Consider the following 22,796-nt stretch of genomic DNA (forward strand, 5'->3'; position numbering starts at 1 on the left):
CTACTCATTTATACTTGCTAAAATGAATGCTAGCTGTGTTATTGATTTTGTAATTAGAACAACTAGTTACTGCAATCAATGCCTTGCTTTCATCCATTTTTTCTACGCCTAAATAGATCATCTAATTATCGGAATTGGTATAATTTCCTTTAATATAAAAAATATTAAAGGTTTGTATTATACGGTGCTGTTAGTTTTGTGTAGTTCAAGGCAAATCCTCGAAGCAATAGCTGGCTATTGAGAGATGATTTAACGCAGAAATACGCGAAAATAACGCTACTGTATCGATTTGCTTATACAGAATTGAGGTTAGTTAAAGAGTCTGTCTGTGGCGGTTGCCATAAACAGACTCTTAAATAGGGGTTATAAAGCCAGTACCTCTTTGACAAAAGGGATGGTTAACTTACGTTTAGCCTCTAAAGAGGCATTATCCAGTTTATCCAGTGTCTCTAACAGGGTGTTCATATCACGGGAAAGACGATTTAATAAAAATCGTCCCACGTCGACGGGTAATTTCATTCCTTTTAATTGCGCACGCAATTGCAGAGCACCTAGTTTATCCTCTTCATTGAGCGGGCTTAAGTGGTAACAAGCCCCCCATTCCAACCGGGAAACAAGATCATTGAGTTTTATATCAAGTTGTTTAGGTAAATTGCTCGCACAGAGTACTAAACTTGCACCAGACGGGCGATTTTCTTTATTATCAGACCAGCGGTTATAAAAATCAAAAAGCGCTTTTTCCCATTTTTCATTACCTGCGATTGCGCCGATATCATCAATACAGACCAGTGTTACCTGCTCCATATTTTCAAAAATATCCAAGGTCATACTGCGATAATGAAGCAGTGGGATATAGGCAACACTTTCGCCACGATCATCTACTTCAGAGCACAAAGCATGCAATAAATGAGAACGGCCGCTACCTGACTCCCCCCACATATATAAGACAGGCTCACCCAAACCAACAACGCTGTTTTTAAGCTGAGTTAATAAACTCGCATTTTGACCGGGATAAAAGCTCGCGAAGGTTTCATCATCGGGAAATTTGAGTGCTAATAAGGGATATTGAAAACGTAATTCATCCTGAGGCATGAAATTCCCTAATTAACGCCAGTTAAAGTGAAGTTCATCACTTTGAGAAGCATCTAATTGCAAGTTAGCTTGTACGCTGAGGGCATTTTTGAAGCTGTTAAGGCCGCCTTTTATCTTAACTTTCACCTTAAGCTGCTGCATATCAACACTGACAACTTCATATGACGCAATCGCCAGGATACCTGATAATAGCTGATTTAATTTTTCATATTGCTGCAGTGAATGAATACCGCTGATATAGATATATTGAGAAAATTTATCTGTTTCTGTATCTAGAACCGCATATTGCTGCGCATAATAATCAGCAACATCATTGCTCATCTGGCTTACCAGCATAAATTTATCGCCACTTAGCTGGTTGGATGCAACAACTTCATTTTTATTAGACTGCGGGTTTACATACACTAATGCCCAGTCTAAAGTCCAGGTTTGTCCATCCTGCTGTTGTAAATTTGCAACAATAAAATGACTGGCATCGTAACGTTGCGAACCCTCTGCAATCTGATCGTAAAACCCGCCGGAAACATCAGCAAGAGATACCGCTAAATTATCATCAAGATCCATTATTGGAAAACGTAAACTGATTCCACGCTGCTGCTGCTCCGTTTTTAATGCAGAAGAGAGAGGCTCATCCTGATCACTGCTAATCATATTATCAGAAATAAGATCACGGCCATTATCATCACCCACAACTAACCAAACCAGCGTCTGAGGACGCGTTTCTCCCCAAATTGGTTGCTGCATTTCTTTTAACGCCTGATTTATCTTACTTTGCTCGAATACCGCTATAAAATAGCGTTTACCGGCAAGATTTCTATAGCCAAATTGTGACAATAAACTCTGTGTTTTTTTCAATAATTCTTTACTTTCCACAAGTGTATTGATCTGCGCATTACCGGATACTTTGATTAGCACCTGTTGTAATGCCAGTTCTTTTAACTGCTGATCATTTTGATTATCAACAATGATATTACCCTGGTACAGGTTTTCAAACTGATTGGCTAAAACGCAAGACGTGAAAGAGATGAACGAAAAGAACAAGATAAAAAAATTACGTGCCACGAACATGAGTTTCATTAATATAGCTACCATTTAAACAATAATATCGTGATCATAAGCAGATATCATCGTATTGCAAGTTGATAATTATATTTAATAGTAATTATTGCTATAGGAATATGAGCCACAAAAATAACATTATCAATAATCCCCCTGTAATATGCATGGGCGTAAAATTTAAGTAATAGTCATCTATACCCATGATACTTCAAGATGCAAAGTCAGCAAGGCAACTTGTACCAATCTGCGTTGCAACAATCGAAAAGGGAATAACCATTACCTCATGCTGCGCCTTGATCTGGTCTCCGAGCTCGTGCCTGACAAAGCATTTTGAAGTAACATGGGTATATAGTTAACATTTGACAACGCAGTCAGAGTGAAAAATAGCCCCAGCCCTTTGGGTCGTGCCTAAAAATAACTCACTCAGTGCTGCGCAAAGCTCATTTAGAATACTAAACCACACTTTTTACGCCTTGATTGAGTGATTTTCAGGCGACTACAGGTTTGCCGATGAAAGATAAACAGGCCCTAATAGCTGGCTTTAAACAAAAAAATTATAAAAGTTTTGCTATAACTGACAATTCAATGCATAAATAATTAGATCCTTGTCGTATAAATGCTAAAATGCGCGCTGTTTTAACCCATCAAATTCTATAAAAGCGAATTCGCTTTTAAATTAAATTCTGCGAGGAATGCAAGTGAGCAACGAAAAAACCTCTTTAAGCTATAAAGACGCTGGTGTTGATATTGACGCTGGTACAGCATTAGTTGAACGTATTAAAAGTGTGGCAAAACGCACTAAACGCCCGGAAGTAATGGGTGGATTAGGCGGATTTGGCGCATTATGTCAACTACCAACCGGGTATAAAGAGCCTTTATTAGTTGCAGGTACTGACGGTGTCGGCACAAAACTGCGTTTGGCAATAGACCTGAAAAAACATGATACTGTCGGTATCGATTTAGTCGCCATGTGCGTAAACGATCTTATCGTGCAGGGTGCAGAGCCACTATTTTTCCTTGATTATTATGCGACGGGTAAACTTGATGTAGATGTTGCTGCTGACGTTGTAACAGGTATCGGCGCAGGTTGTGAACTATCTAACTGTTCACTTATCGGCGGCGAAACAGCTGAAATGCCAGGCATGTATGAAGGTGATGATTACGATATCGCAGGCTTCTGTGTTGGTGTTGTTGAAAAAGCTGATGTTATTGACGGTACAAAAGTTGCTGCGGGTGATGCACTGATTGCAGTTGCTTCCAGTGGTCCGCATTCAAATGGTTATTCGCTTATCCGCAAAATTTTAGAAGTTGCACAAGCTGATACCAATGCGCCGTTTGGTGATTCAACTCTTGGCGAAACTTTATTAACACCAACCAAAATTTACGTTAAATCAACATTAGAGTTAATCAAAAACTGTCCTGTTCATGCTATTTCACATATTACTGGTGGCGGTTTCTGGGAAAACATTCCGCGTGTATTGCCACAAGGCAGCAAAGCAGTTGTAGATGGAAAGAGTTGGGAATGGCCTGCTATTTTCAACTGGTTACAGGAAAATGGTAACGTAGCAACAGAAGAGATGTACCGCACATTTAACTGTGGTGTTGGTCTGATGATTGTTGTTCCCGCTGCAGAAAAAGAAAAAGCAGTGGAAATTTTAACAGCTCAAGGTGAAAACGCCTGGGTACTTGGGCATATCGAAGATGCTGCAGAAGATGAAGCGCAAGTAGAGATTAATTAAATAATGATGGCCACGTTAGTAACAAAAAAAATTGTGGTTCTACTTTCGGGTAACGGCAGTAATCTGCAGGCCATGATTGATAAGGTACATAATACCGAGTTGAACAATCAGCGTGTTGAAATTGTTGCCGTGCTAAGTAACAAAGCTGATGCCTATGGTTTACAACGCGCTCAAGATGCAGGTATCCCAAACCAGGTCATTATCAGTAAAGGTATTGCTTCACGTGAGCAATACGATACTTTATTAATTGCAGCAATTGAGCAATACCAACCGGATCTTATTGTTATGGCTGGTTTTATGCGTATATTAACAGCTCAGTTCATTGATAAATATCAGGGTAGGATGCTCAATATCCACCCTTCTTTATTACCTAAATATCAGGGTTTGAATACACATCAAAGAGCCATTGATGCTGGTGATTCAGAGCACGGAGCAAGTGTGCATTTTGTTACTGAAGAGTTAGATTCCGGTGCGACCGTATTACAGGCTAAAGTACCTATTTTTGCTGAGGATAATGCTGAAGATCTCGCTGAAAGGGTACTAACCCAGGAGCATTTAATCTATCCGCTAGCCGCACAGTGGTTTTTATCCGGCCGTTTAAGCATGGTCAATAACCAGGCTGTACTCGATGGTGTAGTATTACCGGTGAATGGCTACGCTGCTGATTAGCGTATAATATATGCAACCCCAAAAAAACCGAAGTTACGCTTCGGTTTTTTTTTACCGTTAGAAAAGTAACACATATAACAACGGCATCAGAATAGCGGATAAAATTGCGCAGATAATAAGTGAAATAGAAGAAAAAGCGCCGGCCACTTTATCGCTTTCCATCACCTTTGCCGTGCCAAGTGCATGTGCAGCACAACCGATTGCAACCCCCTGAGCCTGATTATCTTTAATACCGCATAATTTAACAAACGCCAGACCGCCACTTGCACCGATAATACCGACAAAAACAACCATCGCAGCTGTCAGTGAAACAATGCCATTTAAGCTGCGGCTAATTTCCATGGCAATAGGTGTGGTTACATGCTGCCCCGCCAGAGAAGATGCAGTGAGCGGGTCAGCCCCTAACAACGGCATCAGAAATAAAGCGCTACTGAACGCGATAAATACAGACAATACACAAGCAGCTAAAATAAGATTAAATTTTGCTTTGATAAGGTGAAGCTGCAGATACAGAGGCAGTGCCAGAATCACCACAGCAGGCTCTAATAAAGCTGTGAGCAGAGAAGTGCCACGGGAATACTCGGAATAATCTAAGTTAAAAAAATAATGTATTAATAATAGAGATAAAACCGACAATAAAAACGGGTGAAATACAGCCAGAGGTTTCATTTCGTATAAACGTTTACTGGCAAAAAAAATCAATAAAGTACAAGGCAAAGAAAAATACAACAGCATGCTTAAGGCTCCGCTTTTTTATTTAAATATTGGTACAAGTGCCCGACTGATAAGAGAATTAATAATGTGCTAAAAATAAGGGAAAATGAAATCACAAACCAGTTGTCAAAAATGAGCTGCAGATAATTGATCAGCCCCACCCCGACGGGTATAAACAACACGGCCATATATTTTAGCAGCAGAGAGCCGGACATCATTATCCATTCAACCTTAATCAGCCCCAAGCTAAGTGACGAAAACAATAATATTAAGCCTAAAATACTGCCGGGGAATACAAAAGGCAGATAACTGCCAAGCAGTTTTCCAAAGCTTAAAAACAATAAAATGATTAAAAAACCTCTTGCAAAATCAATAATTTTTGCAAATAGATTAAACTCTTTTAAGCGCTGCAGCAGTTTGTTAAGGTTGCTCATGATATGGTGAACTATTAATTTTAGAAGGTTGTTGTATTATATCCAAACATAGGAAATAAAGGTAATAAACCTCAGCTCTGGATAAGCAAATCGATGCAATACCGCTATTTACGCGTATTTCTGCGTTAAATCATCTCCCAATGGCCCGCTATTGCTGCGATGATTCGCCTTGAACTACACGAAACTAACGGCACTGTATAATATAAAACTTTAACATCATGATATTAAAGGCAGTGACGCTTTCATTATCCAGAGTTGAGGTTAATAAGTATAATAACTTGCCCGATAAATTTTTTACTAACAAATTAAAGAGCAGCAATATGCCGATACCGCTAACCAGTCTGATCACCGAAAGTCGCAACTCTGCAAGCAGTAACATTGATATGCTCTCAACATTTGAGATGCTTAAAGTGATCAATAATGAAGATAAAAAAGTCGCCCTGGCTGTTGAAGCGGCTCTGCCGGAGATAGCTCAGGCGGTTGACTTAATCAGTGCAGCATTTCAAAAAAATGGCCGGCTTATTTATTGTGGTGCCGGCACCTCCGGCCGTTTGGGCATTTTAGATGCGAGTGAATGCCCACCCACTTTTGGTACTCCGGCAGAGCAGGTAATAGGTTTAATAGCAGGCGGTCAACAGGCGATATTAAAAGCAGTAGAAAACGCAGAAGATAATCCGCTGGCTGGCCAATCTGATTTACAAAATATCAACTTTACTAAAGATGATATCCTGGTGGGTATCGCGGCAAGCGGTCGTACCCCCTATGTGATAGGCGCGATGCACTATGCAAAGTCAATTAATGCCCAAGTGATCAGCATCAGCTGTAATCCGGATAGTAGTATGTCGGCCATAGCAGATATTGAAATCTGCGCGGTTGTTGGCCCTGAAGTGCTGACCGGGTCATCACGTTTAAAAGCCGGTACTGCTCAGAAATTAATTTTAAATATGCTTACAACAGGCGCAATGATCCGTATTGGTAAAGTATTTACTAATCTGATGGTCGATGTGCAGGCAACAAACGCGAAACTCGTTGAACGGCAAAAAAATATTGTTATGGCTGCGACTGATTGCCAACGGGAAGAAGCAGAAACTGCATTATCGCAATGCCACGGCCATTGTAAAACAGCTATTGTCATGCTCTTAACCAACAGCGATGCCGAACAGGCTAAATTATTATTAGGTAAAAATAACGGCTTTATCCGTCAGGCGGTTGTTAGTGAGGCTAAGGAATAGAACAATCAGAGTGTTAGGGAAGACGATGAGCATTTGCTTGCTCATCGCTTGTGGGTGTCAACTTAATCTTTATAGAGGTTCTCGTAGACATAGTTAGTTGCTTCGATATAACCCGGCACGCTACCGCAGTCAAAACGCTTACCTTTAAATTTATAAGCCAGTACACAGCCGCGTTTAGCCTGGGTTAATAACGCATCGGTAATTTGGATTTCACCGCCTTTACCGGGTGCAGTCTCTTCAATAATATCAAAAATATCCGGGGTGAGTATATAACGGCCGATAATCGCTAAATTACTTGGTGCTGTCCCCGGGGCGGGTTTTTCAACCATATCATCAACACGGTAGATATTATCCTTAATCATTTCACCTTTGATCACACCATATTTATGTATCTGATCTTCAGGTACCTCTTCAACGGCAACAATAGTACAACGGAACTGCTTGTACAACTCGACCATCTGCTTTAAAACACCTGGATCCGGATTGATACACAAATCGTCCGCAAGCACCACGGCAAAAGGCTCATCACCGATCAGCTCTTTACCGATTAAAATGGCATGACCCAGCCCTTTCATTTCTCGCTGGCGAATAAAAGTAAAGTTTGCGCGATCCATTATCAAGCGGATATCTTTTAATTTTTCTTCTTTAGGACTGCCGCTGATTTCGTGCTCCAGTTCATAATTCAGATCAAAATGATCCATTAATGAATGCTTGCCACGACCGGTAACAATACACATCCCGGTCATACCGGCTTCTAATGCTTCATCTACGCCAAACTCGATTAGCGGTTTATTAACAATGGGCATCATCTCTTTAGGCATTGATTTGGTTGCCGGTAAAAAACGCGTACCATAACCTGCTGCGGGAAATAAACACTTTTTAATCATGGGCTTCCTATCCTTTTTAATATGGTGAATTAACATTCTCGGCTATCAGTGATATTAATTTAACATTAATAACAAAAGATAAAAACCCAAGTTGCCGAATTTAGAATAGTTCATTAAACAAAAAAACATACCGAGGTATGTTTTTTTGTTCTGATTCACATTATTTAACTGCGAGTACGTGTCTTGCTGCGGCGTCGCTCGTTGGCTTTGCGATGCTGCGCATGTTTTTTTACCGCCCGGCGAATACGGGCCTGCGGATTGGTAAATTTAGATTCATCCACCCTGACTTTTGATTCAGTCTCTTTAGGCATATCCACTAATTTACGCAGGTAGTTGACCTCTTTAAGATTAAGCTCCTGCCAGCCGCCTTGCGGCAGTTGATTATTTAAAATGATGTTACCGTAACGCACACGCATTAACCGGCTTACCTGCAGCCCCTGACTTTCCCATAAACGACGCACCTCACGGGTACGGCCTTCTGTTAAGACAACATGGAACCAGCGGTTAATGCCTTCACCGCCAGACTCTTTGATGTCCAAAAACTTCGCTTCGCCATCCTCTAACTGTACGCCCATTCGTAAGCGGTTGAGTATCGCCTCGGTTACTTCACCAAATACACGTACCGCATACTCACGTTCAATTTCCTGGCTCGGGTGCATCATTTTATTGGCAAATTCACCATCTGTGGTAAACAGCAATAAACCTGATGTATTGATATCTAAACGCCCGATAGAGATCCAGCGCGCACCTTTTAAACGCGGTAAACGTTCAAAAACCGTGGAGCGTCCTTCTTCATCACTGCGGGTACAGATTTCCCCTTCGGGTTTGTTATAGGCTAGAATCCGACAGATGGTATTTTCAGGCGTCTTATTTTTGACGATATGGCCATCGACACGAATAACCTGCTCTTCGCTAACCCGTTCGCCCAGACCGACAACCTTGCCATCCAAGCTGACTCGCCCTTCCTGGATAACGGTTTCCATTTTACGACGAGATCCTAAACCTGCTCGTGCCAGTACTTTTTGTAATTTTTCACTCATATTATATTCCTTGGGTAATTCTCATTATGCCAATAGCAGCACTGCAGAATTTATCTTATCTATGCCAGCCACCTGCAGATATAGATATCAATCGGTTTGGCGGCATCAATATTGGCGATAACCTTCTTTAGTGTCAGCAAACTGTTTTTAATTAAAAATAGCTGCAGGAAAAACCTGAACAGCTGCTTAGCCCCATGATACTTCAAGATGCAAAGCATCTTGAAGTATCATGGGGATATATCCAAACAACTTGAAGATGCTGACTCCTGCAGCTTCAAGTACAAACTTTTATTGGAACGGGGTAATATCCCCCGCCCCAACACGTGCAATAACCACATCATCATCGGAAAAATCGATCACTGTAGTCGGCGCTTCACCTAAGTAACCGCCATGTAAAATCAAATCCACCTGATTCTCTAATTTATCGCGAATATCTTCAGGATCAAACTCCGTACTATCATTGCCGGGCAGAATTAAACTGGTGGTCATTAAGGGTTCATTTAATGCCTCTAATAATGCCAATGCAATTACATTATCCGGAATACGGATCCCGATAGTGCGCCGGGTTGGATTCATTAAACGTTTTGGTAAATCCTTCGTAGATTTAAAAATAAAAGTGTAAGCTCCCGGGGTATTACTTTTCAGTGCCCGAAAGGCCTGATTATCCACCCGTGCATAGGTCGCTATTTCCGACAGATCACGACATGCCAGGGTAAAATTATGTTTTTTATCGATATTACGAATATGACAAACTTTTTCCAGACCACGTTTATTTTCCATGGTACAACCCAATGCATAACCGGAATCAGTCGGATAAATGATCACTCCACCCGCTTTTAATATATCAACGGCTTGCTTTATCAAGCGCACTTGCGGATTTTCAGGGTGTACGTAAAATAATTGACTCATCGTATTTCTTCTTCTACTAAGTTTGCTGACAAATAACTTGGCCAATCGGCCCAAACTGGTGTTGCGATATCAGGCAGATGCAGCGCTTTACCCAAATCGCGCCAGCGTCCTACAAAGTGAAAATCGCTGCCTTGCGAAGCGAGCAAGTTATACTCATTACTCCAGATTGCAAGCTGTAAACGCATTTGCGGGGATTGCTGCCCCATCGCCACTTCCATAGCATCACCATTAAACTGCTTAAACTCGGTCAATAAACGCCTAATCCATTTGTTTGATAAACCATAATGGTCAGGGTGCGCCAGGATTGCCTGCCCGCCCGCTTGATGGATAACCTTTATGGCGTATTCAATATCCACCCAATTATGTGGTACATATCCAGTATTACCACGACTTAAATATTTGTCGAAGACTTTTTGAAAAGTCGGCGAGACACCTATCTCTACTAAATGACGAGCAAAATGTGCCCGCGTAATTGCACCGTCACCCGCGAGCTGTTTGGCGGCCTCGTAAACCCCGGGTATTTTAGCTTTTGCTAAACGCGCCCCCATCTCAATGGCCCGCGCTTCACGCTTGTCTTTTTGTAATGCAATTAAGTCGCTTAATGCAGGATGCGCAGGATCGATATTAAGGCCGATCACATGTATTTCATGATTTAACCAATTGGTGGTTATTTCAATGCCATTAATGAGTATCAAGTTGAGATTATTATCAATAATCGTTTGTCGCGCTTGGGCTAGTCCGTCAACCGTATCATGATCTGTAATAGCTAACATATGCACCTGACGATTAGCTGCGCGTTCAACCAACTCTCTGGCCGTTAACTGTCCATCTGAAGCTTTTGTATGTGAATGAAGGTCAATTAACATGGATATCCGAAGTCTGTAAAAGTAAGCATAATGCAAGCACATCAAGTTTCAAAAATCAGCAACTTGAAGTAGCCCGGGTTTAAGGCGGATGAAATTCAAATAACAAGAATATCCTAAAAATCACCTTGACATTAAAAGCATAATCGCAAAAAATGGTTGCCTGAATTTATGGAATGCATGATATATGATTTTAATGACAATTTCTCTTAAAGATTATTGGTGGCACTCATTTTCCTAAGCGGGCAATGAGTTTTTTTTATATCTGTATATTTTCAAAAAAACAAATTAAAGCTCGCACTATGCGGGCTTTTTTTGTATTTGGGCATTGGCTTTTAATAAAAGATTCGAGAACAGACATGAATAATATAAATAAAGTCCTTCAACAGTGTTGGCGATGGCAAATCTAAACAGTCAGTAAACCATCAATAAATCGAACTTCAAAGGACAAAAAATGAATACTAATCATCCCATCGGCGTTTTAAAAAGTATTTCTGTAGACTGCGAATATATCAGCGACTCCCTCGGTTTGTTTCAAACCTTCAGTGCGAACAGCGACAACCATTTATTGTTTGATTCCGCAGAGATTGAAAGTAAAGCCCATCTTAAAAGCTTAATGCTGATTGATGCCTGCATGAAAATAACCTGCCACGGTCTGACCGTCACCCTGGACGCATTAACAGACAACGGCAAAGACCTGCTTACTTTCATTACCCCGCAATTCCCCACAACAATAATCAGCAAACATAGCCCCAGCCAATTACAGCTTAATTTCCCAAAATCCGATAGCAGCGGCGATGAAGAACAGCGTTTAAAATCATCCTCACCGGTCGATGCCCTGCGTTTTATTGTCAAAGGTATTAAAACGCAATCTTCTCATCAGCAGGCGCTTTTTCTGGGTGGTATATTTGCTTATGATTTTATTGCCACCTTCGAAGATTTGCTGGATGTACCGGACAGTGACAACAGCTGTCCTGATTTTATCTTTTATGTCGCTGAAACATTAATGATTCAGGATCATCAACAACAAAAAGGAGAAATACTTGCCTCAGTCTTTGGCGGTTTACACTCTGATGAAAATGAGCAACGTCTGAGCGCTCGCCTGACCCAGATACAACAGCAATGCAGCGATTTTGAAACACCTGAAAATCCGCTCATACCATTAACCGGGAAAGTAACAACTGATGTTTCCGATGAGACCTATTGTGGTATTGTTGAACACCTTAAAAAGCACATCGTAAAGGGTGATATTTTTCAGGTAGTGCCTTCAAGAAGCTTCTCTCTGGCCTGCCCTAATCCGATTGGCGCTTATGCAAAACTCAAAGAAACCAACCCAAGCCCTTACATGTTTTATTTAAAGGACAGTGACTTTATCTTATTCGGCGCGTCGCCGGAAAGCGCTATTAAATACACGCAGTCCTCAAATGATGTGGAGATTTATCCGATTGCCGGTACGCGCCGACGTGGATTTAATCCCGATGGTTCAATCAACAAAGACTTAGATGGCCGTTTGGAGCTGGAATTACGTTTAGATCATAAAGAAACATCCGAGCATTTAATGCTGGTTGATTTAGCGCGTAATGACGTTGCACGGATCAGCGAGCCGGGAACCCGCCATGTTGCTGACTTATTAAAAGTAGATCGCTACAGCCATGTAATGCACCTGGTTTCCAGGGTTATCGGTAAGTTACGTACAGATTTAGATGCGCTACATGCTTATCAGGCCTGTATGAATATGGGCACGCTGGTCGGGGCGCCTAAAATCAGTGCCTCGAACCTAGTGCGTCAGGTAGAGCAAAAACGCCGTGGCAGTTACGGCGGGGCTGTCGGTTATATCAATGGTAGAGGTGACATGGATACCTGTATCGTTATCCGCTCCGCTTTTGTAAAAGAAGGCATTGCGCAAGCACAGGCAGGCGCGGGGGTGGTATTTGACTCGGTGCCACAGGCAGAGGCCGACGAAACCCGTAATAAAGCCGCTGCGGTATTAAATGCAATTGCCCTGGCGCACGGAACCACACTGGCCGAAGTATCTTCAGCAGAACCATCCTCATCAACCACAGCCTCTGGAGAGTAGCAGATGGAGAGAACCACAAAACCAACACTCTTTTTTCTTGATAACTTTGACTCCTTTACCTACAACCTGGTGGATCAATTTAAAGCCTTAGGTTATCCGGTAAAAATTTATCGCAATAATTTACCTGCCGCTCAGGTTAAAGCGCATATTGATGCCTGTGAAACGAACGTGGTGTTAATTCTCTCCCCCGGGCCGGGGACGCCAAGTGCTGCCGGTTGCCTGATTGAATTGATCGCTTTATGCCGGGGAAAAATTCCAATGATTGGGATTTGTTTAGGTCATCAGGCGATCATTGAACAGTACGGCGGCGTGGTCGGTCAGGCTGAGCAGGTCATGCACGGCAAATCATCATTAATTGAACATTGTGCAAATCGCATGTTCAGCGGTTTAAGCCAGCCTCTTTCCGTGGCCCGTTACCATTCCCTGATCGGCTCTTCGGTGCCGTCATCGCTGGAAATAGTCGCACACTTTAACGGCATGTGTATGGCCGTATACAACCAGGCAGATAAAGTAATAGGTTTCCAATTTCATCCGGAATCTATTTTAACCTGTGAAGGCGCAAAACTATTGGAAAACAGTTTAAATTTAGTGACGGAGAACCTTTAAATGAGCCAGTTCGACATATATCAAATTTTAGAACAATTATACGCAGCAAAATCGCTAAGTAGCGCACAAAGTCAGGCCTTCTTTGAACAGGTTGTGCAGGGGCAAGTTGATCCCATTATTTTATCCTCGCTCATAACCGCCTTAAAAATGAAAGGTGAAACACCGCAGGAGATTGCCGGAGCAGCTAATGCCCTGCTGGCGCAGGCAGCCCCTTTCCCGCGTCCTGATTATGACTTCAGCGATATTGTCGGCACCGGCGGAGATGGTTTAGGGACAATCAATATTTCCACAGCGAGCGCATTTGTTGCAGGCGCATGCGGCGTCAAGGTTTGCAAACACGGTAGCCGCAGTGTATCAAGTAAATCCGGTTCATCGGATTTACTGGCCGCTTTCGGAGTTAACCTGAATATGAGCGCACAGGTCGCACGCCAGTGCCTGGATGATTTAAATGTCTGCTTTATCTTTGCACCGCAATATCATGCGGGAATGCGTTTTGCCGCACCAGTGCGCGCGGCATTAAAAACCCGTTCAATTTTCAATCTTCTCGGCCCGCTAATCAACCCCGCCCGTCCTGAATTTGAGTTAATGGGCGTGTATGCCCCGGAGCTGTTAAAACCAATCGCAGAAGTGCATAAACAGTTAGGCATGAAGCGTGTTATGGTCGTACACGGCAGCGGTCTGGACGAGGTTGCATTACATGGTGAAACACAGGTTGCCGAACTCAATAATGGTGAAATCAGAGAATACAGTTTAACACCGGAAGATTTTGGTGTGCAGCGTTATCCTGTAGAAGCGCTGTTCGGTGGTGATGCATCAGAAAATAAAATTATTATTGAAAAAATCTTACAGGGACAGGGAAGCGATGCGCAACAAGCTGCCGTTGCCATTAATGTGTCTGCATTACTGGTGTTAAACGGTAAAGCGGATAACTTTAAAGACGGCACCAAACAAGCGTTGGAAATGATGCAGACCGGTAAACCTTTACAACTACTAACAGCACTTGCGGAGCGAAGCCAATGTTAAATGATAAAAGTCTACAAGATACGATTCTGGGAAAGATTGTGGACGATAAGTTAGAGTGGGTTAAAGCACGTAAGCAGCAGCAACCTCTGATCAGCTTTAAAGATAAAATAAGCGAAAGTGATCGTCATTTTTATAGCGCGTTGGATAAACCGGAAAGTGTGTTTATTTTAGAATGCAAAAAAGCGTCACCATCAAAGGGGCTGATCCGCGAAGAGTTTGATTTAGACCTGATTGCCGGCACCTATAAAAACTATGCCAGTGCGATATCGGTATTAACCGATGAAAAGTACTTTCAGGGGGATTTTGAGTATGTCAGCAAAGTCCGCGGGCAGGTTCCCCAACCGGTTTTGTGCAAAGATTTTATCATCGACCCTTACCAGATTTATCTGGCGCGCTTTTATCAGGCCGATGCAATATTATTAATGCTTTCAGTGTTAGACGATGATGCTTACCAGGCTTACCGTGATACTGCACATAGCCTGAATATGGGAGTCTTAACGGAAGTCAGTAATGAGCATGAGTTAATACGGGCAATTGCCTTAAATGCAAAAGTCATCGGCATTAATAACCGTGATTTACGTGATCTAAGCATTGATTTATCTCGTACTAAAGAGCTGGCAGCGAAAATACCGGCAGATCGGATCGTTATTTCCGAATCGGGGATTTATAACCACAGTCAGGTGAAAGAGCTCAGTCAATATGCCAACGGTTTTTTAGTCGGCAGCTCCATTATGAGTCAGGCAAATATTGACAGAGCCTGCCGGAAGCTGATTTCAGGCAGTAACAAAGTCTGTGGTTTGACCCATGCAAGAGCCGCTGCCGATGTGTATAAAGCCGGCGCGGTTTACGGGGGGTTAATTTTTGTTGAAAAATCCCCCCGTTTTGTGGATATGGAAGAAGCCCGGTTGGTGATGCTCGGCGCACCATTATTATATGTTGGTGTTTTTCAAAATGAAGATCCGGAGTTAATCAGTTATACTGTCAAGCAATTAGGACTCGCGGCCGTGCAGTTGCATGGAGATGAAAACCCTAAATATATCAAATTATTACGTGAAATATTGCCGAAAAATTGTGAAATTTGGAAAGCCCATGGGGTGAGCGACACGCTACCGGATTTTACAAAATTTAATGTCCAAAAACACCTGCTTGATACACGTATTGCCGGGCAAACAGGCGGTACAGGCAGTGCTTTTGACTGGACATTATTAGAAGATCTTGACCAGGAACTTAAAAGTAAAATTATTCTCGCCGGCGGTTTAACTCCGGAGAATGCACAGCAGGCCTGTTTGCTAGGCTGTGCCGGCTTAGATTTCAATTCCGGTGTTGAATCTGCCCCGGGTAAAAAAGATCCGCTAAAAATAAACGCCGCATTTACTGCAATCAGACGTTATATGAGACGCTAAAATATTATTGGTTTCCTCTACACAGGAAACACCTTAAGTAACATAAAAGGTTTATAAAAATGGAAAAACTAAATTCTTATTTCGGACAATTCGGCGGTATGTTTGTTCCGCAAATTCTGGTACCGGCATTAAAACAGTTGGAAGCTGAATTTTTAAAAGCACAGCAAGATCCTGAATTTCTGGCCGAGTTTTCTGAGCTGTTAACTGAATATGCCGGTCGTCCGACACCTTTAACACTGTGCCGCAACCTGACCAAAGGTAAAAAAAGCAAGCTTTACCTGAAACGCGAAGATCTCCTGCACGGCGGTGCGCATAAAACCAATCAGGTATTAGGCCAGGCCCTGCTTGCAAAGCGTATGGGGAAAAATGAAATTATTGCTGAAACCGGAGCCGGTCAACACGGTGTTGCAACCGCATTAGCTTGTGCTTTACTGGGACTAAAGTGCCGTATTTATATGGGTGCAGTCGATTGCGAACGTCAGAAACCTAATGTCTTCCGGATGCGCTTAATGGGTGCGGAAGTGATTCCGGTTCATTCCGGCTCATCAACCTTAAAGGATGCCTGTAACGAAGCCCTGCGCGATTGGGCGGGAAGTTACGAAACATCACATTATTTATTAGGCACGGCAGCTGGTCCGCACCCTTTCCCGACCATTGTCCGCGAATTTCAAAAAATGATCGGCGAAGAAGCAAAACAGCAGGTGATAAAAAAAGAGGGTGTGCTGCCTGATATAGTGATTGCCTGCGTTGGCGGTGGCTCAAATGCAATCGGCATGTTCGCTGATTTTATTGACGATCCGGGTGTGCAGCTGATCGGTGTCGAGCCCGGCGGACACGGTATTGAAACGGGCGAACACGGCTGCCCTATCTCCTATGGCTCTAAAGGTATTTTCTTTGGTATGCATTCATTGATGATGCAGGACAAACACGGGCAGGTTAAAGAGTCCTACTCAATCTCTGCCGGACTGGATTTCCCTTCCGTTGGTCCGCAGCACGCACACCTCGCAGAAACCGGCCGCGCTCAATATGTTAATGCCACCGATGATGAAGCATTGGCTGCTTTTCAGGCGCTTTCTTTAAATGAAGGTATTATTCCCGCACTTGAATCCGCCCATGCATTAGCCTATGCCTTAAAACTGATTGAGCATGATGATAAAGAACAGATCATTATTGTGAACTTATCCGGACGAGGTGATAAAGATATCTTTACCGTGGCTGACATTTTTGAAGAAAGAGGAATTATCTGATGAGCAAACGTTACCAAGCATTATTTTCCCGCCTCGAAACGGAACACCAGGGTGCATTTGTTCCTTTTGTTACCCTTGGCGATCCGGATCGTGGCATGTCTCTTAAAATTATTGATACCTTGATTGACGCAGGTGCAGATGCGCTGGAGTTGGGCATCCCCTTTTCAGATCCTGTAGCCGATGGTGTGGTTATTCAGGATGCTTCAACCCGCGCGCTGACTGCCGGTGCTACACCTGATACCTGTCTGGAAATGATTGCCGAAATACGCCGTAAACATCCGACCATTCCTATCGGTTTGTTACTTTATGTTAACCTTGTCTACCGCAATGGTATTGAAAATTTTTATGAACGATGTGCTAAAGCGGGTGTCGATTCTTTACTGATAGCGGATGTGCCCCTTGAAGAAAGCGCCCCTTACCGCGCCGCTGCTAAAAAGTATGCTATCCAGCAGATATTTATTGCACCGCCAAATGGTGATCAGGAAACATTACAACAAGTGGCCGAATACGGGCAGGGTTATACCTACTTATTAAGTCGCGCCGGTGTCACCGGAGCTGATGCGAAAGCAGGTATGCCCGTTGATCATATGCTCAAGACATTACACAAATATAATGCGCCACCGTCACTGCTTGGTTTTGGTATTTCCAAGCCGGAACAGGTTCGTGAAGCTATTAAAGCAGGTGCTGCCGGTGCCATTTCAGGTTCAGCAGTGGTTAAAATTATCGAAAATCATCTCGATGAACCAGTTAAACTGCTCTCTGAAATGCATAAGTTTATCAGTAAAATGAAAGCAGCGACCCATAAAAAATAAGCTGGTAAAGGTGCTAAGCTTACTTTAAAGTGACTTTGCACTCTGGCGTTTTGCTCTTTGTTGAAAGGTATATACCCATGATACTTCAAGATGCAAAGTCAGCAAGGCAAATTGTGCCGAGATGCCAGGCATAAAATTGAAGTATAGTTATTCTACATAGAAATTGTATAACAAAGCAGATTGGTGCAATTTACCTTGCCCTACGGGGCGCCAGCTCGAAAACCAGTGCTGCGTTGCACCAATCGAAAAGGGAATAACCATTACCTCATGTTGCGTCTTGCTCTGGTCTTCGAGCTCGTGCCTGACAAAGCATTTTGAAGTAACATGGGTATAGCTGCGAGGTATTTACTTAGAATGACTAAGAGACAAACCTCGCGTCGCGATCAACAGACTTTTATTTCGAACAAAAATCAACCGCGAAAGGTCAATACGTCCTAACTAAGATAGAGAAGAACATGAAACAATTTTTTGAATTTATCCCGCTGATTATCTTTTTTGTTGTCTTTAAGATGGTCGATATTTATGCCGCAACGGGCTCATTAATGGTCAGCATGGGGTTAATGCTTGCGTTTAACTATTACAAAAATGGTAAAGTTGAAAAAATGCATGTTATTACCTTCGTGATGGTTGTGTTATTCGGGACATTAACGCTTGTTTTGCATGATGATGCCTTCATCAAATGGAAGGTTACTGTGGTTTACATTCTGTTTAGTGTAGCCCTGCTGGCCAGCCAGTTACTCTTTAAAAAACCGATTATCAAGCAGATGCTGGGCAAAGAGCTCAGCCTGCCTGAGAACATCTGGAATAATCTGAATATGGCCTGGGCACTATTTTTTGCCGTGTTGGGAGGCGTTAATGTTTATGTGGCATTTAGTTTATCTCAGGAGATCTGGGTTAACTTTAAAGTCTTTGGTTTATTAGCTGCGACCCTGGCCTTCACTGTATTAAGCGGTTTTTATATCTACAAATATATACCCGTGGCAGTGGAAAAAACGCTGTCAGCCGATAAAAAATCAGAGGAATAATTATGTTATATGTCATTTTTTCACAGGATGTGGAAAACAGTTTAAGTTTACGCCAACAGGCACGCCCGGCACACCTTGCCCGACTGCAGGAATTAAATGCGCAGGGCCGTTTACTGGTAGCCGGTCCGATGCCTGCTGTTGACAGCGAAGATCCTGCTCAAGCGAGGTTTACTGGTTCGACGGTTATCGCTGAATTTGACAGTTTAAAAGAGGCGCAGGCATGGGCGGATGCAGACCCTTATGTTGCTGCCGGCGTTTATGCTCAGGTAGTTGTTAAACCCTTTAAAAAGGTTTTACCTTAAGCATTTATCCGCAGCATTGAAAAAGGGACTCAATGGAGTCCCTTTTTTGTATTCCCGGTTTATCTATTAAAAGATTAGTTTGAATGTAACATGCTGTTTAATTCAACTGCACTTTTATTCACTAAACATTCAATTTGTCCGGTCATTGAATTACGGCGGAAAAGCAGATCATCTTTATTGGCAAGTTCACGCGCTTTTGCATAACCGGCTTCTTTACCTTCTTTATCCAGCATTTTAATTTTTGAACCGGCCGTAACATATAAGCCTGACTCGATGGTACAGCGACTGCCAAGTGGAATACCTAAACCGGCATTAGCCCCTAACAGACTATTTTCTCCGATTGCGATAACCATTTTACCGCCGCCACTTAATGTCCCCATAATAGATGCACCGCCACCGATATCGCTGCCTTCACCGACCATCACACCCGCAGAAATACGCCCTTCCACCATGCTGACGCCCGTTGTACCGGCATTGAAATTGATGAAACCTTCATGCATTACGGTTGTGCCCTCGCCAACGTGCGCGCCTAAACGTACTCGTGAAGTATCTGCAATACGTACCCCGCCTGGTACAATGTAATCAACCATTTTAGGGAATTTATCAACACAATCGACAGTCAGGGTTTCGCCATTTAAACGTGCTTCAATCTGACGTTCAGCCAGTTCAGGAAGATCAATCGCGCCTTTATTAGTCCAGGCAATATTATGCAAAACGCCAAAAACGCCATCTAATACTAAACCGTGGGGTTTAACTAAACGATGCGAGATAAGCTGCAGTTTTAGAAACCCTTCAGCAGGACTTTGCGGTACAGTATCTGTCGCTAAGATGACTAATACTAAAGGTTGAGTTGATTTAGCCGCTGCAGTTGCAAAATCCGCATTTGCACTGTCATTCGCGCCATTAAAAGCTGCTGCTAACTGCTCTGACATTTCAGCCGTTACTTCAATAACCTGATTACCCTGCTCATAACCGGCAATAGCGCCGATAACTGCAACCAAATCATCACTTGGATTTAAGATTGGGTTAGGAAAAAAAGCTTCGATAATTTTTTGATCACGATTTTTTGTAGCGGTACCAAAAGCAAGTGCAAAAGTCGACATTAATATAACTCCGTTGTAAATATTCAATATAAGATTTCATTAAATCACAATAAAGATTCAGATCACAGAGTTATGCTTAAACTTATAGTAAATAGATGCCTAAAGTGACTGCTTACAGCTCTGCTGGTTTTGATTTTCGGGGAAAAGAGAATTTTTTTAATCCTGCTGCAAAAATAAAAAACACGAATTCTAATAATAGTGAGGAGATAAGAGCACAAACCAATCCCACGCTAATAGCATTTTTATTGAGTATAATTTCAGCCTGGTAGTTAACTCTGGTTTCATGAAATAGCGGGCTATTTACCTGCCCGGCTAAAAACAGTAAACGTTTTGTAAGAGTAACATTCAGGGAGTCTTTTTGTGTTTGCAGGTAATGCACACGATTGACCAGGTCTTCGACCACTAAGGCTTCATCCTGAAAGAGTTTTTTTGGATCGTTTTTATGGGTGCTGATCAAAGCTTGTAAATTACCGGAAAAATAACGGTCAGCAAGTCTCTGATAGGCGTTTAACTGATTTTTTGCTTCAATATAATGGCTATCTAAACGAATTTCATATTGCTGTAAAAAATTGGGAATTTGTAGCCCTAATAACAGCGTCAGTGCAAAAACCAGTTTTAAACTGTAACGTTGCAGAAGGGCGAGTAACACTTATTTAAATCCCCGGGAGGTTCGCAGCGTCTCATAAGCACGTTGAATATCCTGCGCCTTTTCTTTGGCAAGGTTCATCATTTCATCAGGCAAACCTTTGGATGCTAACTTATCCGGATGGTGCTGGCTCATCAGTTTGCGATAAGCACGTTTAATCTCTTTATCAGAACTATGTTCTTCAACACCCAGTACTTTGTATGAGTCTTGTTCAGTGGCCGCCTGGGTTTGCCTTTGCTGCCCCTGATGAAAGTGCTGCTGACCTTCAATCATTTGTAATAAGCGATCCAGCTCAAACCTTGAAAAGCCTAACTGCTCGGCAATATTATATAAAATACTTTTTTCATTAGCATCGATAATACCGTCAGAAAAAGCAATCTGAACCTGAATGCCCAAAAACATCTGCAGTACATTGCGTTCACCACGCACCATCTGAGTAAACTCAGCAAGGGTATCCTGAAGTGAAAAATCAGCTTGTTTCCCCTGTGAAAAGGAAGCTTGTGCCTGTTCTCGAGCCGCGCCCTGCAGACGCATCTGGTCCATATAAGCGTTGGCAATCTGGATATCAGTTTGTGTTACCTGCCCTTTGGCCTTGGCAATATGCCCCATCACAGAAAAGGTTGCGTTAAAAAATATTTTTTGCCTTTCCTGGCTGCTGACGGCTTTACCGAATAAACCATTTTGGATACTGAAATTGTAAGCCAGCGCACGATCAAAACGGTGCCCTAACCATATACCCAACAGCATTCCCAAAAAATTACCAAACATAAAACCGAAAAAGCCGCCGAGTAGTTTTCCCCATATGCGCATAACGTTAAAATACCTTGTTTTATAAAAAGAGCCTATTTATAGCAACTGCATCAAATAAGTGTTCAGCCTTGCCGGTTAAAATCCCCTCTATCTGCGTGATGAGTGTTGAAAATGAACAACTGCTTACTGCAACTCATACCCTGCTAGTGTTGATTTTTCCGGCGCAATACAAGATCACATCTATAATACGCTTGCTACCAAAGAAAGAGTAAAAAATCGAAATTCTTCTCATTTTGACTAACTATTCGTTATTTTGCCAACTTTTCACCTGAAATACAGAACTTTAGCATATTTATAAGCAACAAAGATTGGAGCTCTGTTAAGTTTGCTCTATTATAACCAGATCTGCTTTATTTATTTTATTTCAGCTTAGCGTTTTTAGTCCCTAAGCAAGATTTGTGAGTTGTTCATGCTAAAATTATCGCCTTCATTACTCTTTTTCTTCTCCTTAACTGCAGGGGCTACAGAAGAAGCATCAACAAATCCAGGACGTGATACTGAACTTTTTTTTCATCAGTGTTATATCAACGTACCGGCGCGGGTAGATGATCCCAATCCCCTACCGATTGAACAACAGCCAGTTAATATTGAGGCAGCCAGATTATACGGCTCGCCAATGCGATTGACCTATGAAGAAGATGTTCACCTCACTCAAGGAGATAAAAACCTCAGCGCTGACACCTTAACTTATTATATTGAGCAGGAGAAGGTGATTGCCGAAGGCAATGTTAACTTTAACAATGGCCTGGTTACTCTCTCTGCAGACACTATCGAAAGGCAACTAAAGACCGACGAAACCGCCTTATACCAAACTGAATATCAATTTCATGGCCGCAGTGGCCGTGGAGATGCTGATAGTGTTTATGACAACGGTCAGGATCAATATGAACTGAAAAGAGCTTCCTACAGTGCCTGCCCGCCGGAAGACAATACCTGGTCAATTGACTCAACAACACTGTATATTGATAATGACAGCGGTGTAGGCAGTGCCTATAACGCAATCCTCAGAATAAAAGACGTGCCTGTTTTTTATCTGCCCTACGTGACTTATCCGGTTTCTGACAAACGTAAAACCGGCCTGTTATTTCCAACCTTTGAACTGGC

At 42.5% G+C, this 22,796-nt stretch carries 23 protein-coding genes; 12 read left to right on the forward strand and 11 right to left on the reverse strand.

The features are described from left to right. Positions 1-363: 363 nt before the first annotated feature. Both hda and ABZA00_RS07585 read right to left on the reverse strand, forming a co-directional pair. Positions 364-1,092 (reverse strand): DnaA inactivator Hda, encoded by a 729-nt coding sequence (gene hda / locus ABZA00_RS07580; RefSeq protein WP_372881552.1) that lies wholly within the window; start codon positions 1,090-1,092, stop codon positions 364-366. A gap of 12 nt (positions 1,093-1,104) precedes the next feature. After that, positions 1,105-2,169: a DUF2066 domain-containing protein gene (locus ABZA00_RS07585; protein WP_372881553.1), complete on the reverse strand. Its 1,065-nt coding sequence runs from the start codon at positions 2,167-2,169 to the stop codon at positions 1,105-1,107. A 680-nt stretch (positions 2,170-2,849) separates the two neighbouring features. On the opposite strand from ABZA00_RS07585, the gene purM reads away from it, so the two are divergent. Together purM and purN are read left to right on the forward strand one after the other, a co-directional pair. Continuing rightward, positions 2,850-3,890, forward strand: coding sequence for a phosphoribosylformylglycinamidine cyclo-ligase (gene purM, locus ABZA00_RS07590; protein ID WP_372881554.1), 1,041 nt, complete (start codon positions 2,850-2,852; stop codon positions 3,888-3,890). A 6-nt stretch (positions 3,891-3,896) separates the two neighbouring features. Beyond that, positions 3,897-4,559 carry a phosphoribosylglycinamide formyltransferase gene (purN, locus tag ABZA00_RS07595; protein ID WP_372881574.1) on the forward strand — a complete coding sequence of 221 codons (663 nt, stop codon included), beginning with the start codon at positions 3,897-3,899 and terminating at the stop codon, positions 4,557-4,559. A gap of 57 nt (positions 4,560-4,616) precedes the next feature. On the opposite strand, the gene ABZA00_RS07600 is transcribed toward purN, so the two are convergent. Together ABZA00_RS07600 and ABZA00_RS07605 are read right to left on the reverse strand one after the other, a co-directional pair. Next, complete coding sequence (locus ABZA00_RS07600) at positions 4,617-5,294, reverse strand: LrgB family protein (RefSeq protein ID WP_372881555.1); 678 nt, start codon at positions 5,292-5,294, stop codon at positions 4,617-4,619. Positions 5,295-5,296: 2 nt separating this feature from the next. Beyond that, positions 5,297-5,707, reverse strand: coding sequence for a CidA/LrgA family protein (locus ABZA00_RS07605; protein ID WP_372881556.1), 411 nt, complete (start codon positions 5,705-5,707; stop codon positions 5,297-5,299). 320 nt (positions 5,708-6,027) lie between these two features. Between ABZA00_RS07605 and murQ the strand changes: the two genes are divergently transcribed. Further along, the gene (gene murQ, locus ABZA00_RS07610) at positions 6,028-6,939 is read left to right on the forward strand and encodes an N-acetylmuramic acid 6-phosphate etherase (protein WP_372881557.1); all 912 of its coding nucleotides are present in this window, start codon (positions 6,028-6,030) and stop codon (positions 6,937-6,939) included. A gap of 62 nt (positions 6,940-7,001) precedes the next feature. On the opposite strand, the gene galU is transcribed toward murQ, so the two are convergent. From galU to ABZA00_RS07630, 4 genes are all read right to left on the reverse strand, one after another. Further along, complete coding sequence (gene galU / locus ABZA00_RS07615) at positions 7,002-7,826, reverse strand: UTP--glucose-1-phosphate uridylyltransferase GalU (RefSeq protein WP_372881558.1); 825 nt, start codon at positions 7,824-7,826, stop codon at positions 7,002-7,004. Positions 7,827-7,990: 164 nt separating this feature from the next. After that, positions 7,991-8,866: a 23S rRNA pseudouridine(2605) synthase RluB gene (gene rluB, locus ABZA00_RS07620; protein WP_372881559.1), complete on the reverse strand. Its 876-nt coding sequence runs from the start codon at positions 8,864-8,866 to the stop codon at positions 7,991-7,993. 288 nt (positions 8,867-9,154) lie between these two features. Continuing rightward, entirely contained in the window at positions 9,155-9,775 is a 621-nt protein-coding gene (locus ABZA00_RS07625; RefSeq protein WP_372881560.1) for an L-threonylcarbamoyladenylate synthase, read from the reverse strand. Next, positions 9,772-10,641: a PHP domain-containing protein gene (locus ABZA00_RS07630; RefSeq protein WP_372881561.1), complete on the reverse strand. Its 870-nt coding sequence runs from the start codon at positions 10,639-10,641 to the stop codon at positions 9,772-9,774. Before ABZA00_RS07630 ends, ABZA00_RS07625 begins: the two co-directional genes overlap by 4 nt. Before the next feature lie 451 nt (positions 10,642-11,092). On the opposite strand from ABZA00_RS07630, the gene ABZA00_RS07635 reads away from it, so the two are divergent. From ABZA00_RS07635 to ABZA00_RS07670, 8 genes are all read left to right on the forward strand, one after another. Then, on the forward strand, positions 11,093-12,715 hold the full coding sequence (locus ABZA00_RS07635) for an anthranilate synthase component 1 (RefSeq protein ID WP_372881562.1): 1,623 nt from the start codon (positions 11,093-11,095) through the stop codon (positions 12,713-12,715). Positions 12,716-12,718: 3 nt separating this feature from the next. Next, positions 12,719-13,321 carry an aminodeoxychorismate/anthranilate synthase component II gene (locus ABZA00_RS07640; protein ID WP_372881563.1) on the forward strand — a complete coding sequence of 201 codons (603 nt, stop codon included), beginning with the start codon at positions 12,719-12,721 and terminating at the stop codon, positions 13,319-13,321. Further along, the gene (trpD, locus tag ABZA00_RS07645; protein WP_372881564.1) at positions 13,322-14,344 is read left to right on the forward strand and encodes an anthranilate phosphoribosyltransferase; all 1,023 of its coding nucleotides are present in this window, start codon (positions 13,322-13,324) and stop codon (positions 14,342-14,344) included. Further along, the gene (gene trpCF, locus ABZA00_RS07650) at positions 14,338-15,747 is read left to right on the forward strand and encodes a bifunctional indole-3-glycerol-phosphate synthase TrpC/phosphoribosylanthranilate isomerase TrpF (RefSeq protein ID WP_372881565.1); all 1,410 of its coding nucleotides are present in this window, start codon (positions 14,338-14,340) and stop codon (positions 15,745-15,747) included. The genes trpD and trpCF overlap by 7 nt, the downstream gene beginning before the upstream one ends. Positions 15,748-15,806: 59 nt before the next feature. After that, on the forward strand, positions 15,807-16,994 hold the full coding sequence (gene trpB / locus ABZA00_RS07655; protein ID WP_372881566.1) for a tryptophan synthase subunit beta: 1,188 nt from the start codon (positions 15,807-15,809) through the stop codon (positions 16,992-16,994). Next, entirely contained in the window at positions 16,994-17,806 is an 813-nt protein-coding gene (trpA, locus tag ABZA00_RS07660) for a tryptophan synthase subunit alpha (RefSeq protein WP_372881567.1), read from the forward strand. The genes trpB and trpA overlap by 1 nt, the downstream gene beginning before the upstream one ends. Before the next feature lie 455 nt (positions 17,807-18,261). Further along, positions 18,262-18,831 (forward strand): septation protein A, encoded by a 570-nt coding sequence (locus tag ABZA00_RS07665; RefSeq protein ID WP_372881568.1) that lies wholly within the window; start codon positions 18,262-18,264, stop codon positions 18,829-18,831. Positions 18,832-18,833: 2 nt separating this feature from the next. Continuing rightward, positions 18,834-19,133 (forward strand): YciI family protein, encoded by a 300-nt coding sequence (locus ABZA00_RS07670; protein WP_372881569.1) that lies wholly within the window; start codon positions 18,834-18,836, stop codon positions 19,131-19,133. A 74-nt stretch (positions 19,134-19,207) separates the two neighbouring features. Here ABZA00_RS07670 and dapD read toward each other — a convergent pair whose 3' ends face one another. The 3 genes from dapD to djlA all read right to left on the reverse strand — a co-directional run bounded on the left by dapD (position 19,208) and on the right by djlA (position 21,692). Next, the gene (dapD, locus tag ABZA00_RS07675; protein WP_372881570.1) at positions 19,208-20,236 is read right to left on the reverse strand and encodes a 2,3,4,5-tetrahydropyridine-2,6-dicarboxylate N-succinyltransferase; all 1,029 of its coding nucleotides are present in this window, start codon (positions 20,234-20,236) and stop codon (positions 19,208-19,210) included. A 112-nt stretch (positions 20,237-20,348) separates the two neighbouring features. Beyond that, positions 20,349-20,885: a DUF2937 family protein gene (locus tag ABZA00_RS07680; protein ID WP_372881571.1), complete on the reverse strand. Its 537-nt coding sequence runs from the start codon at positions 20,883-20,885 to the stop codon at positions 20,349-20,351. After that, positions 20,886-21,692, reverse strand: a complete 807-nt coding sequence (gene djlA, locus ABZA00_RS07685) for a co-chaperone DjlA (protein ID WP_372881572.1) — start codon at positions 21,690-21,692, stop codon at positions 20,886-20,888. 409 nt (positions 21,693-22,101) lie between these two features. Between djlA and ABZA00_RS07690 the strand changes: the two genes are divergently transcribed. Next, the coding region (locus tag ABZA00_RS07690) for an LPS-assembly protein LptD (RefSeq protein ID WP_372881573.1) at positions 22,102-22,796 on the forward strand (695 nt) is incomplete at its 3' end.

Origin of the sequence: Psychromonas sp. (assembly GCF_041586535.1) — a bacterium.
In the GTDB taxonomy this organism is placed as follows: Bacteria; Pseudomonadota; Gammaproteobacteria; order Enterobacterales; family Psychromonadaceae; genus Psychromonas.

Excerpts from the sequence above, each read along its gene's own strand:
- ABZA00_RS07670 (WP_372881569.1), top strand. The coding sequence starts at position 18,834 with ATGTTATATGTCATTTTTTCACAGGATGTGGAAAACAGTTTAAGTTTA.
- ABZA00_RS07640 (WP_372881563.1), top strand. The coding sequence starts at position 12,719 with ATGGAGAGAACCACAAAACCAACACTCTTTTTTCTTGATAACTTTGAC.
- ABZA00_RS07600 (WP_372881555.1), bottom strand. The coding sequence starts at position 5,294 with ATGCTGTTGTATTTTTCTTTGCCTTGTACTTTATTGATTTTTTTTGCC.
- ABZA00_RS07630 (WP_372881561.1), bottom strand. The coding sequence starts at position 10,641 with ATGTTAATTGACCTTCATTCACATACAAAAGCTTCAGATGGACAGTTA.
- dapD (WP_372881570.1), bottom strand. The coding sequence starts at position 20,236 with ATGTCGACTTTTGCACTTGCTTTTGGTACCGCTACAAAAAATCGTGAT.
- ABZA00_RS07665 (WP_372881568.1), top strand. The coding sequence starts at position 18,262 with ATGAAACAATTTTTTGAATTTATCCCGCTGATTATCTTTTTTGTTGTC.
- trpD (WP_372881564.1), top strand. The coding sequence starts at position 13,322 with ATGAGCCAGTTCGACATATATCAAATTTTAGAACAATTATACGCAGCA.
- rluB (WP_372881559.1), bottom strand. The coding sequence starts at position 8,866 with ATGAGTGAAAAATTACAAAAAGTACTGGCACGAGCAGGTTTAGGATCT.
- ABZA00_RS07585 (WP_372881553.1), bottom strand. The coding sequence starts at position 2,169 with ATGAAACTCATGTTCGTGGCACGTAATTTTTTTATCTTGTTCTTTTCG.
- ABZA00_RS07605 (WP_372881556.1), bottom strand. The coding sequence starts at position 5,707 with ATGAGCAACCTTAACAAACTGCTGCAGCGCTTAAAAGAGTTTAATCTA.
- trpA (WP_372881567.1), top strand. The coding sequence starts at position 16,994 with ATGAGCAAACGTTACCAAGCATTATTTTCCCGCCTCGAAACGGAACAC.
- trpCF (WP_372881565.1), top strand. The coding sequence starts at position 14,338 with ATGTTAAATGATAAAAGTCTACAAGATACGATTCTGGGAAAGATTGTG.
- murQ (WP_372881557.1), top strand. The coding sequence starts at position 6,028 with ATGCCGATACCGCTAACCAGTCTGATCACCGAAAGTCGCAACTCTGCA.
- djlA (WP_372881572.1), bottom strand. The coding sequence starts at position 21,692 with ATGCGCATATGGGGAAAACTACTCGGCGGCTTTTTCGGTTTTATGTTT.
- ABZA00_RS07635 (WP_372881562.1), top strand. The coding sequence starts at position 11,093 with ATGAATACTAATCATCCCATCGGCGTTTTAAAAAGTATTTCTGTAGAC.
- hda (WP_372881552.1), bottom strand. The coding sequence starts at position 1,092 with ATGCCTCAGGATGAATTACGTTTTCAATATCCCTTATTAGCACTCAAA.
- ABZA00_RS07625 (WP_372881560.1), bottom strand. The coding sequence starts at position 9,775 with ATGAGTCAATTATTTTACGTACACCCTGAAAATCCGCAAGTGCGCTTG.
- galU (WP_372881558.1), bottom strand. The coding sequence starts at position 7,826 with ATGATTAAAAAGTGTTTATTTCCCGCAGCAGGTTATGGTACGCGTTTT.
- purN (WP_372881574.1), top strand. The coding sequence starts at position 3,897 with ATGGCCACGTTAGTAACAAAAAAAATTGTGGTTCTACTTTCGGGTAAC.
- trpB (WP_372881566.1), top strand. The coding sequence starts at position 15,807 with ATGGAAAAACTAAATTCTTATTTCGGACAATTCGGCGGTATGTTTGTT.